This is a genomic window from Pseudolysinimonas sp., assembly GCF_057350545.1.
The window spans coordinates 58,105-69,520 of sequence record NZ_JBMRCP010000067.1 but is presented as its reverse complement, the minus strand read 5'-3'; the positions used below and the strand labels follow the sequence as shown (position 1 = coordinate 69,520).

The 11,416-nt window shown below is 70.9% G+C and carries 10 protein-coding genes; 6 read left to right on the top strand and 4 right to left on the bottom strand.

Annotation, left to right across the window (positions count from 1 at the left end; all coding sequences use genetic code 11):
• From ACO1X9_RS09775 to ACO1X9_RS09750, 6 genes are all read left to right on the top strand, one after another.
• The coding region (locus tag ACO1X9_RS09775; RefSeq protein ID WP_486350642.1) for a carbohydrate ABC transporter permease at window positions 1–1,127 on the top strand (1,127 nt) is incomplete at its 5' end.
• Window positions 1,127–1,975, top strand: a complete 849-nt coding sequence (locus ACO1X9_RS09770; RefSeq protein WP_486350641.1) for a carbohydrate ABC transporter permease — start codon at window positions 1,127–1,129, stop codon at window positions 1,973–1,975. The genes ACO1X9_RS09775 and ACO1X9_RS09770, both read left to right, overlap by 1 nt.
• The gene (locus ACO1X9_RS09765; RefSeq protein ID WP_486350640.1) at window positions 1,975–3,069 is read left to right on the top strand and encodes a glycoside hydrolase family 15 protein; all 1,095 of its coding nucleotides are present in this window, start codon (window positions 1,975–1,977) and stop codon (window positions 3,067–3,069) included. The genes ACO1X9_RS09770 and ACO1X9_RS09765 overlap by 1 nt, the downstream gene beginning before the upstream one ends.
• On the top strand, window positions 3,066–4,682 hold the full coding sequence (locus ACO1X9_RS09760) for a glycoside hydrolase family 66 protein (RefSeq protein WP_486350639.1): 1,617 nt from the start codon (window positions 3,066–3,068) through the stop codon (window positions 4,680–4,682). Before ACO1X9_RS09765 ends, ACO1X9_RS09760 begins: the two co-directional genes overlap by 4 nt.
• A 25-nt stretch (window positions 4,683–4,707) precedes the next feature.
• Window positions 4,708–6,378: a hypothetical protein gene (locus tag ACO1X9_RS09755; protein ID WP_486350638.1), complete on the top strand. Its 1,671-nt coding sequence runs from the start codon at window positions 4,708–4,710 to the stop codon at window positions 6,376–6,378.
• Window position 6,379: 1 nt separating this feature from the next.
• The gene (locus ACO1X9_RS09750) at window positions 6,380–6,934 is read left to right on the top strand and encodes an AAA family ATPase (protein WP_486350637.1); all 555 of its coding nucleotides are present in this window, start codon (window positions 6,380–6,382) and stop codon (window positions 6,932–6,934) included.
• Here ACO1X9_RS09750 and ACO1X9_RS09745 read toward each other — a convergent pair.
• From ACO1X9_RS09745 to ACO1X9_RS09730, 4 genes are read right to left on the bottom strand one after another with little or no spacing between them, the layout of a single operon-like run.
• Entirely contained in the window at window positions 6,931–8,589 is a 1,659-nt protein-coding gene (locus ACO1X9_RS09745) for an alpha-amylase family protein (RefSeq protein WP_486350636.1), read from the bottom strand. The two genes, ACO1X9_RS09750 and ACO1X9_RS09745, sit on opposite strands and share 4 nt — an antisense overlap.
• The gene (locus ACO1X9_RS09740; protein WP_486350635.1) at window positions 8,586–9,557 is read right to left on the bottom strand and encodes a TIGR03885 family FMN-dependent LLM class oxidoreductase; all 972 of its coding nucleotides are present in this window, start codon (window positions 9,555–9,557) and stop codon (window positions 8,586–8,588) included. The genes ACO1X9_RS09745 and ACO1X9_RS09740 overlap by 4 nt, the downstream gene beginning before the upstream one ends.
• 51 nt (window positions 9,558–9,608) lie before the next feature.
• Complete coding sequence (locus ACO1X9_RS09735) at window positions 9,609–11,039, bottom strand: aldehyde dehydrogenase (NADP(+)) (RefSeq protein WP_486350634.1); 1,431 nt, start codon at window positions 11,037–11,039, stop codon at window positions 9,609–9,611.
• Window positions 11,036–11,416, bottom strand: coding sequence for a RidA family protein (locus ACO1X9_RS09730; protein ID WP_486350633.1), 381 nt, complete (start codon window positions 11,414–11,416; stop codon window positions 11,036–11,038). The genes ACO1X9_RS09735 and ACO1X9_RS09730 overlap by 4 nt, the downstream gene beginning before the upstream one ends.

Sequence of the window (11,416 nt, the reverse complement as noted above, 5' to 3'; positions counted from 1 at the left end):
CGACGCCCGCGTGGCCGAAGATCGACGCGCTCATCCAGGACGAGATCCGCGCCGCCATCCGCGGCGAGAAGACCGTCCAGGAGGCGCTCGACTCCGCGGCGGAGCAGGCCGACGCCCTCCTCGCGCAGTACAACTGCTCCCCCCCCACTGAAGAGAGTTCGACGACGATGACGACACCGACGGGAACCCGGGCGCTCCTGCCCTCCCCGTCGGCGACCCCCCGGCGGCGGCGCACACCCGCCGCCGCCGGGGGCGGTCGCCGGGCGGCGCTCGCGGGCTACGCCTTCGTGCTCCCCGGCTTCGCGGTCTACGCGCTCGTCATGCTCTATCCCGCCGTGCAGACCTTCCTGCTCAGCCTGCGGGACTGGAAGATCGCCCCGGGGGCCGAGAGCCCCTGGGTCGGTCTCGCCAATTACATCCGGGCGTTCCAAGACCCGGCGTTCCTCGACTCGCTCCTCAACGCGCTCGTCTACACCGTGATCACGGTGCCGCTGCAGATCGCGATCGGGCTCTTCCTCGCGGTGCTGCTCGACAGCAAGCTCCCCGGACGGGTCGCGTTCCGCGTGCTCTTCTACCTTCCGGTCGTCACGAGCTGGGTCGTCGTCTCGCTGCTCTTCCAGTTCATGTTCTCCTCGGGCGACGGACCTGCCAACTTCGTCGCGGTCGACCTCCTGCATGTCGCCGACGACAACATCGGCTGGTTCCAGGAGCGCTGGACCTCGTTCATCGCGATCTGCGCGCTCGGTGTCTGGAAGGGCATCGGCTGGGCGATGCTGATCTTCCTCGCGGCGCTCACCGCCGTGCCGAAGGAACTGCACGAGGCGGCGGCGATCGACGGCGCAGGCGCCTGGAACCGCTTCCGCTTCGTGTCGATCCCGGCCATCCGCGGCGCCCTCTCGGTCGTCGTCATCCTCCTCGTCATCGGCGGGTTCAACGTCTTCATCTCGGTGCTGCTGATGACCGGCGGCGCCCACGACACCCAGGTGCCGCTCACCTACATGTACGACCAGGCGTTCAAGTTCCTCGAGTTCGGCTACGGCAGCGCCGTGTCGTTCTCCCTCACCGCGATCGTGCTCGCCATCTCCGCCCTGCAGTACTGGTGGACCCGACGGCAGATGAGGCTCTGATGGAGATGGTGGGCTCGCGCCGACGGCGCATCCTCAACTACGCGGTGCGGTACGCGCTCCTCGGGTTCGGTGCCGTCGTGCTCGTCTACCCGTTCCTCTACATGCTCTCGACGAGCTTCAAGTCGCGCTCGCTCGTGCTCGGCGACCCGCTCAACCTGATCCCCGAGGACCCGACGCTCGACAACTACGTGCAGGTGCTGTCGTACGAGAACTTCGGCCGGTACTTCCTCAACTCGGCGCTCGTCGCGATCGTGAGCACGTTCCTCATCGTGCTGCTGTCGTCGATGATGGCGTACGGCTTCACGCGGCTGAACTTCCCGGGCAAGCGCATCTTCTTCGCGCTCATCGTCGTCGGACTCACGATCCCCACGATGATGCTGATCATCCCGCAGTTCCTGCTCGCCCGGGATCTCGGCCTGCTCAACTCGCTGCCCGGGCTCGTGCCGTTCTACGTCGGCACGGCCCTCGGCTTCAACACGTTCCTGCTCTCCGGCTTCTTCGAGGGCATCCCGAAGGAGCTCGACGAGGCGATGATCATCGACGGCGCCGGCCCGTGGCGGCGCTACTGGAGCCTCGCCCTGCCGCTCGCGAAGCCCGCGCTCGGCACGTGCGTCATCTTCGCGTTCCTCGGCACCTGGGACGAGTTCGCGTGGGCGCTCACGGTGCTCAACGACGTCGACCAGCGCACGCTGCCCATCGCCATCGCGCTCTTCCACGGGCAGCACAGCACGAGCTGGGGCCTCGTCTTCGCGGCGTCGCTGCTCGCCATCATCCCCGTCCTCATCGTGTACATCGTGTTCCAGCGGTTCTTCGTCGCTGGACTGGCCTCCGGAGCGATCAAGAGCTGATGACCAGCACCCTCACCGTCACCGACCTCCTCGAGAGCAGCCTGCGCGTGCTCGCCGACGGCCAGGCGCCGTCGGGCGGCTACGTCGCGAGTCCCGAGTTCTCGCAGTACGGATTCGCCTGGCTGCGCGACGGCTCGTACTGCGCGCTCGCGATGGATGCCGCGGGTCGCGCCGACTCCGCACGCGCCTTCCACGTGTGGGTCGCGCGAGTGATCACCGGGCAGCGGGCTCGGATCGCCGACATCGTCGCGCGCCTGGATCGCGGTGAGGACGTGCCCGGCCACGAGATGCTGCCGACGCGCTACACCCTCGACGGCGACATCGAGGTCGAGGCCGAGGAGTGGCCGAACTTCCAACTCGACGGCTACGGGACGTGGCTCTTCGCGCTGCACGCGCACCTGGGCGGCGCGGCGCCGGGCGAGCTCTCGGATGCCGTCGTGCTCGCCGCCGACTACCTCCGCGCTGCGTGGCGACTGCCCTGCTACGACTACTGGGAGGAGTCGGGCGACCGTCGGCACACGTCGACGCTCGCCGCGATCGCCGCCGGTCTCCGCGGGGCGAGTCGGATGCTGGACGACCCCGCGCTCGACGGTACCGCCGACGAGGTGGTCGCCGACCTGCGGGCCACGTGCATCCGCGACGGTGCGTTCGTGAAGGGCCCGCAGGACGACCGCGTCGACGGTAGCCTCGTCTCGCTCGCGACGCCGTTCGGCCTCGTGTCTCCCGACGACCCCGCGATGCGCGCGACGATCGACCGCATCCGCACCGAGCTCGCGAGCCCGAGCGGCGGCATCCGTCGCTACCTCGGCGACACCTACTTCGGCGGCAACCCGTGGCACCTGCTGACCGCATGGCTCGGCTGGCACGACCGGGTCACCGGGAACACCGCGGGCCGGGAGCACGCGCGCGAGTGGGTGCTCGGCCACGTGTCACCGGGGGCGCAGCTCGCCGAGCAGCTCACCGAAGAGCCGCAGGCGCCCGACTTCGTGCAGCCGTGGATCGACAGGTGGGGTCCCGTCGCCGATCCGCTGCTCTGGTCGCACGCGAAGTTCGTGCTGCTCGAGTCCGACGCGCGTGCGACGGTGTGGCGGTGACGCTCATCCCCGACCGCGCGGGCTACGCCCCGGGTGACGAAGTCGTCGTCGAGCTCGACCGGCCGGCCGAGCAGCACGGCGAGCTCGTCGTCACCCATCTCGCCGAGGCGGTGCGTCGCGTCCCCGTCGTCGCGGGAGACACCCGGGTCGTTCTCGGAACGTTCGCGCGTGGCGGGTACGGCGTCACGCTCGGATCGTCGCGCACGGCGTTCGACGTGCTCGACGACCCGTTCGAGCGCCCGCGCTACGGGTTCGTCGTGCGCCTCACCGACCCCGGCCGCACCGCTCCGGTGACCCGCACGTTCCGGCGCCTCCACCTCACGGCGGCGCTGCTGTACGACTGGGCCTATCGTCACTCGACGCTCCTGCCGCCCGAGCGGTTCTACGTCGATCCGCTCGGGGCCGAACGCGATCTCGAGGTCGTCAACGACCTCTCCCGGTCGCTCGACGCGGCGGGCACGCTCCCGCTCGGCTACTCCGCGGTATACGCGATCGGCAGCACCGAGCTCGCGGACTGGCCCGACTCGGTGCTGCTGCGTTCGGACGGCGAACCGTATCGCCTCGGCGAGGACTTCCTCGTGCTCGTCGACCCGATCGAGCCGACCTGGCTCGCGCACTACCTCGACGAGCTCGAAGGGGTGCTCGAGTCGACGGCGCTGCGCGGGTTCCATCTGGACCAATACGGCTGGCCGAAGTTCGCACGGCGTTCCGACGGCGCGCGGGTCGACCTCGCGGAGTCCTACCGCGTCCTGCTCGACGCGGTGCGCGAGCGGATGCCGACGGCGCGCTTCATGTTCAACAACGTCAACGACTTCGGCACCGCCGAGACCGCGACGACGGGTCAGGATGCGAGCTACATCGAGGTGTGGCCGCCGCACTCGACCCTCGACGACCTCGCGCTGCTCGCCGCGCGCACCCGCGCCTACCGGCCCGAGCATCCACCGATCTTCGCCGCCTACCTGTCGTGCTTCGATTCGGAGCCGGAGGAGCGCGCGGTCGCGGCCGCCGAGTTCGTCATGGCGACGGTCTTCGCGGCGGGCGCCACGCACCTGCTGCTCGGGGAGGACAGCGCAGCGCTCACCGACCCGTACTACGTGCGCCACCACGAGCTCACTCCCGCGGCGTTCGACGCGCTCGTGCCCTGGTACGACTTCGCGGTGCGCTACGGCGACCTGCTCTACGACTCCGAGGCGGTCGACGTCACGGAGTTCTACACGGGCGGCATCAACGGCGACGTCGTCGTCGAGGCCGACGTGCCCGTCTCCACCAAGGCCGACGCGGGGTCGCTCTGGACGCGCGTCGTGCGCACCGAGGCCGGGCTCGTCGTGCACCTCGTCGACCTCGCCGCTCAGTCGGAGACCGCGTGGGATGCCGGCAAGACCCCGGCGCAACCGCGATCGGGGGTGCGGGTGGGGCTCGCCCCTGTCGCTCCCGGATCGCCCGTGCGGTTCGCGACCGTCGACGCCCCCGACCTCGTCGAGCTCGCGTCGTCGGGGGTCGGCACGTCGGAGCAGTCGGACGCTCTGACCGCTGCGCAGTCGAGCGCGTGGTTCGAGCTGCCGCCGTTCCGCGTGTGGGGCATGCTCGTGATCCCGACGGAGTCGCTCGGCTGACCCGCGACCCAGTATCTTCGTCGCCATGAAGCGCTGGATGGCCGGTCTCGTCATCGCGATGTTCGCCGTGCTCGGGATGCCGACCGCGGCGTCGGCCGACCGAGCCGACTGCGCCGGCAACGGCTACACCGACGGCGCCTACGAGTACTTCGAGCCGGAGCGTCGGTTCGTGCCGCCGCCGATGCGCTCGATCCCCTGGGACTGCGCGATCCGGCCGCAGGGCGAGGTCTTCGTCGAGACGCTCGACGCCGACGGCGGGTACCTCCAGTCGGTGCAGTACACGCTCTTCTACGTCGACTTCACCCTCGAGGACTTCGTCGCGCTCCTCCGCGCGTTCGAGGCGTCGGGCTTCTCCGACCGCGGCGACATCAACATCGTCGAGAACGGTACGGGCGGCAACCCGGCCTCCGCGGGGCTCGTCGCCGACGACCTCCTCACGCTCGACCCGCGGCCGACGTCGGTCGGTGCGCGCTTCAGCAACGGACAGAACGTGCCTGCGCCTTCCACAGTCGGGTCGAACATCTACGAGTTCACGTGGACCGACGGCGTCACGGATCCGTCGCCCACGGGCATCCCCGACCGGCCCCAGCTGTTCGCGAACATCATCCTCACCGAGCCGTATCTCGACGGCACGCAACTCGACGACCCGTCGACTCTCAGCGAGTTGCGCACGATCCAGCAGGCCGCGCCCACGGGCGTGCAATGGGCGGTCATCGCGAGCGGGTCGTTCATGCTCATGCTCGTCGTCGGCTGGCCGTCGACGCTCCTCAACTCTGTCGTCGGCTCCCGCTACCAACAGCTCCAGCGGTGGGTACGCGGGCTGTTCCGGCGGCGGGAGCCCGAACCGGCAGCATCCGCGCCCGCGGCGCCCGGCGAACCCGCCGCGCCGATCCGCCGCTCCGGTCTGCCCGGCTGGCTCATGTGGCCGGGCTTCGCGCTCGCCGCGATCCTCGGCGCCTTCGTCGACCCCGACTTCGGGTTCAACCTCATGTCGCTGCGCCTCGTCGTCACGCTGTTCCTGAGCTTCCTGCTGTTCAACCTCGCCGCGTGGGCGATCGTGCGGCGGGTGGCCGTGCGGCTGCAGCCGGAGTCGGACCCGTATCTGCGGTTCCGTTGGGGCTCGCTCGCCCTCGTGATCGTCGCGGTGATCGTCGCGCGCATCCTCGGCCTCGAGCCCGGTGTCATCTTCGGGCTCGTCGCGGGAATCGCCTACGCGACGACGCTGCAGGCGGCGCGCAGCGCGATCGTGACGATCGTCGGATCGGCGTTCGGCCTCGTGCTCGCGCTCGTCGCGTGGGTCGGCTACTCGTTCCTCGCACCCGCGCCGATCGACAACGTCGCCTACGTGTTCCTCGTCGAGTTCCTCGCGGGCGTGACGGTCAAGGGCGTCTCGTCGCTCCCGCTCTCTCTGCTCCCGCTCGGCAACCTCGAGGGGGCCAAGCTCTTCGGCTGGAAGAAGGTCGTCTGGGCTGCCTCCTACGTCGTCGGTCTCGCGGCCTTCATGCTCGTGCTGCTCACGATCCCGAAGTCGTGGAGCGCCATCCCGGGTGACTTCCTGCGTTGGCTGCTCGTCTTCGGCGCCTATGCCCTCGTCGCCGTCGTGGTCTGGGCGGTGAACGCCCGGCTCCTGAAGAAGAAGCCCCTCCCGCCCGAGAAGGAGCAGGGCGACCAGCCCGACGCCATCACGCTCGACTGACGTGAGGATCGTCGTCTCCGGCACCCACGCCTCCGGCAAGAGCTCGCTCGTCGAGGCGTTCGCGGCCGTGCGCCGCGACTACATCGCGCTCGACGACCCGGCGGGGTCCTTCGACGAGCCGGGGGCCGACGCCGGGTCGTTCCTCGCGCAACTGCGACTCAGTTCGGCTCGGCTCCTGACGCGGCCCCCCGTGCCACGGCTCATCGCGGAGCGGGGTCCACTCGACTTTCTCGCCTACCTCGGTGCCCTCGATCTGCTGCGGCGGCCCTCCCGCGCCGAGGTCCCGGAGCGGGAGGTGTACCGCGCGATCGACGCGCTCGCGACCCTCGACCTCCTCGTCGTCCTGCCGCTCTCGCCGCGTGACGGCATCCACGTGCCCGACGACGAGGACCCGGAGTTGCGCGAGGCGATGGACGAGGTGCTGAGGGAGCTCGCCGACGATCCCGACCTCGTGGGCGACGTTCCGGTGCTCGAGCTGACCGGGGCTCCCGAGGAGAGACTGACGGCGCTCGAGCGGGTCGTCGATCGCCGACGGGGCGCCGATCCGGACGGCTAGCCGAGCCGCCCGTCGCCGGGGCGCCCGACGCGGAACCACCGGTATCCGTAGGCGTCCAGTTCGAGCGTCGTGCGCGTCCCGTCGATCGGGATGCGCTCGGGCCCGAGCAGGTCGACGAGCGCCGTGCCGTCGGGCTCGTCGCCGAGGGTCACCGTGACCGTCACGGGACGCTCGGCGAAGTTGTGCAGCGCGACGAAGCGGCCGAGGTCGCTGCGCATCGAGTGGACGAGCACCGCGGGCTGGTCGTGCTCGAGCAGCTCGAACTCGCCCCAGCCGATCTCCGCCGACCCCCGATAGCGAGCGATGAGCCGCCGGAGGTGCTGGAGCAGCGACCCCTCGTCGTCCCGCTGCGCGACGACGTTGACGTGCTCGGGCGCCCATCCGTCGCCCGGAGGCTTCGCGACGAGGCGCGAGGGGGCCGCGGTCGAGAACCCGCCGTTGCGCTCCGCGTTCCACTGCATCGGCGTGCGCACCGAACCGCGGCCGTCGATCTCGGAGTTCTCGCCCATCCCGATCTCTTCGCCGTAGAACAGCACGGGGGTACCGGGCAGCGCGAACAGGAGGCTGTAGACCATGCGGATGCGCCGAGGGTCGCCTTCGAGCATCGTCGGCAGCCGACGGGTGATCCCGCGGCCGTAGACGCGCTGCTGCTCGTCGGGGGCGAAGGCGTCGAACACCTCTGTGCGCTGCTTCTCGGTGAGCTTGTCGAGCGTGAGCTCGTCGTGATTGCGCACGAAGTTCGCCCACTGCGACTCGGGGGCGATCGCGGGACGGTTCTTGAGCGTGCGGACGAGCGGGGCGGGATCGCGACGCGCGAGCGACAGGTAGAGCGCCTGCATCCCGAGGAAGTCGAACTGCATCGTGAGCTCCGAGCCGTTCGCGCCGCCGAAGTAGTCGAGCTGCTCGCGGTAGGGGAGGTTCACCTCGCCGAGCAGGATCGCCTCGCTCGAGCGCCGCTGCAGGAACCGGCGGATGTCGCGCAGGAACTCGTGCGGGTCGCCGAGGTCGACGCCGTCCGGCGGCTCGATGAGGAACGGCACGGCGTCGACACGGAAACCGGAGACCCCGAGCTGCAGCCAGAACCCGACGATCTTCGCGATCTCGTCGCGCACGCGCGGGTTCGCGATGTTGAGGTCGGGCTGGTGGCGGTAGAAGGAGTGGAGGAAGTACTCGCCGGTCTTCTCGTCGAGCTCCCAGATCGACGCCTCCTCGCCCGGGAACACGGTGTTGGTCGTGCCCTTCGGCACGTCCTTCCGCCACACGTAGAAGTCACGGTAGGGGTTGTCGACGCTCTTCCGGGCGGCGCGGAACCACGGGTGCTGATCGGACGAGTGGTTCACGACGAGGTCGACGATGACGCGGATGCCGCGGTCGCGTGCCGTGCGGATGACCTCGACGAGGTCGCCGTGCGTGCCGAGACGCGGGTCGACGCCGTAGAAGTCCGAGACGTCGTAGCCGTCGTCGCGATCCGGGCTGGGGTAGAACGGCATGAGCCACAGGCACGTGATGCCGAGGTCGGCGAGGTAGTCGATGCGTCGCCCGAGCCCGGCGAGATCGCCGATCCCGTCGCCGTCGTCGTCGAGGTAGGTCTCGACGTCGAGGCAGTAGACGACCGCGTTCTTCCACCACAGGTCGCTCGTATCGGTGATCTTCACGCGGTCGCCTCTCGCAGGGCGGGCAGCAGGTCGGTGCCCGCCATCGTGAGGAACGGCGCCTGCTCCCGTCCGACGTGGTGGAGGTAGACGCCGTCGAACCCGGCGGCGACGATCGCGGCGATCCGGTCCGCCAGGCGGGAGGGGTCGTGGTCGACGAGCAGGGCTCGGCGGATGTCGTCGGGCCCGACGTGTGCGGACCGCCGGTCGAACTCGGCCGGGTCGGCGATGTCCCACGTCTCCGGGGGCTTCACCGCGGGTCCGTGCCGCCACTGCTCGAGCCCGATGGCGACGGCCTCGTCGTCGGTCGGCGCCCAGGAGAGATGCACCTGCACGACGCACGGACCTGCGCCGCCGGCATCCCGGTACGCGTCGATCACGCGACGCATCTCGTCGGTGCTGCCGACGACGGTGATGAGCCCGTCGGCCCAGCTCGCCGCTCGCGCGGCCGTCTCGGCGGTGACCGCCGCCCCGACGAGGCGGGGAGCCACCTCCGGCCGGCTCCAGAGCCGGGCCCGATGGGTGACGGCGGGTCCGTCGTGCGAGACCTCCTCGCCGTCGAGCAGGTCGCGGATGATCTCGACGCTCTGCAGGAGGCGTTGGTCGCGGGCCTCCTTGGGCGGCCACGGGTCGCCCGTGATGTGCTCGTTGATCGCCTCGCCGCTGCCGAGCGCGGCCCAGAACCGCCCGGGGAACATGACCCCGAGGGTCGCGATGGCCTGCGCGACGATCGCGGGGTGGTAGCGCTGCCCGGGGGCCGTGACGACGCCGAGCGTGAGCCGGGTCGTCGCGAGGGCGGCGCCGAGCCACGACCACGCGAAGCCCGACTCGCCCTGGCTCTCGCCCCACGGGGCGAAGTGGTCGGAGCACATCGCGGCGTCGAATCCGACCCGCTCGGCGGCCTGCACGGCCGCGAGCAGGGCGTCGGGCGGAACGTTCTCGTGCGAGCAGTGGTATCCCAGCAGAGTCACCGACACCACTTTTCGCGGCGGCGCGCCCTGCGGGAAGGGTCTTGACCTGGGTCAGCCGATGGTCGTGCGGAGCGTGAGAACACCGTCCACGCGTCGCGGGATGTCGCGGCCCCCCTCGTCGCGGAGTTCGGCGGGGAGCGCGTCGGCAGGGGCGGACTGATAGGTCACGGGTCGAAGGAACCGTCGGATCGCTGTGGCGCCGACGGAGGTGTGGAGCGCGCTCGTCGTCGCCGGCCACGGACCGCCGTGGTGCTGCGACCAGGTGACCGCGACCCCGGTCGGCCAACCGCCGAACACAACCCGGCCGACGTGAGGCTCGGCGAGGGCCGCCCAGGCGGAGGCGTCGTCGTCATCGCCCAGGTGGAGGGTCGCGGTGAGCGCACCGCCGATGAGATCGAGGACGCCGGCGACCTCCTCGGTGGACTCGTACTCGACGAGGAGCGTGACGGGGCCGAAGCACTCGTCGGCGAGTTCGGGCTGCGCGAGCACGTCGCGGGCAGAGGTCCGGAAGACCGACGGGGCGCCCGGCTCCGCCTGTCCGCCCGCGACGAGCCGCACGGCGGGGTCCGTCGCCAGTCGTGCCACACCGTCGACGAAGGTCTGCGCGATCGAGGGCGTGAGCATGCGCTGCGGTTCGCCGCTCACGCGTTCGGCGACGAGCGCCGGGAACACCGTGTCGCGCGGGATGAGGACGAGGCCCGGCTTCGTGCAGAACTGCCCCGCGCCGAGGGTGAAGCTCCCGACCAGGCCGTCCGCGAGGACGACGGCCCGCGACTCGATCGCCGATCGGGTCACCACGACCGGGTTGACACTTCCGAGTTCGCCGTAGAACGGGATGGGGTCGGGCCGCGACGACGCGACGTCGAAGAGCGCCCGCCCGCCGTGGAGCGACCCCGTGAAACCGACGGCGCGGATCGCGGGGTCGCGAACGAGCTCGATCCCGGCCTCCCTGCCTTCGACGAGGGCGACGACGGCGCGCGGAGCCCCGATCCCCTCGGCGGTGCCCCGCGCGAGCTCGGCGACGGCGCGGGAGAGACGCGGGTGACCGGAATGCGCCTTCACGACGACCGGGCACCCTGCGGCGAGGGCAGATGCGGTGTCGCCGCCGAGCACCGAGAAGGCGAAGGGGAAGTTGCTCGCGGAGAACACCGCCACGGGTCCGAGCGGCGCGAGCATGCGGCGCAGGTCGGGTCGCGGGGGGAGGCTCGCGTCGTCGGCGTGGTCGATCGTCGCTTCGAGGTACGCGCCCTCGCGGATCACGGTGGCGAACAGTCGCAGCTGCCCACTGGTGCGAACCACCTCGCCGCGCAGACGTGCCGCCCCGAGCGCTGTCTCCTCGTCGGCGATCGCGACGAGCTCGTCGCCCCGGGCGTCGAGTGCGTCGGCCAGGGCGGTCAGCAGCGAGGCGCGGCCCTCGCGGCCCGCGGCCCGCAGCCAGGCACTCGCCTCGACGGCCTCCGCGGTGGCGTCGCCCACGGTCATCGGGCGGGCCTGACGGCGAGCACGTCGATCTCGACGAGGATGCCCAGCAGTTGCGAACCGACCGTGGTGCGCGCGGGGTAGGGCTCCGGGAAGCGTTCGCGGCACACCGCGTCGTACGCGGCGAAGTCGCGCTCGAGGTGCTGGAGGTGGACCGTGGCCTTCGCGACGTCGGCGAGGGTCAGGGCGCTCTCGCCCAGCACCGCCTCGAGGTTGTCGAGGGTGCGGTGAGTCTGCTCGGTGACGGACTCGCCGACGACGGCGCCCGTCGCCGGGTCGATCGGGCCCATGCCGGCCGTCACGACCAGGCCGTCGGTCTCGACGCCCTGCGAATAGGCCCCGACCGGTGCGGGGGCGGCGGGAGTGGAGAGGTGTCGCAT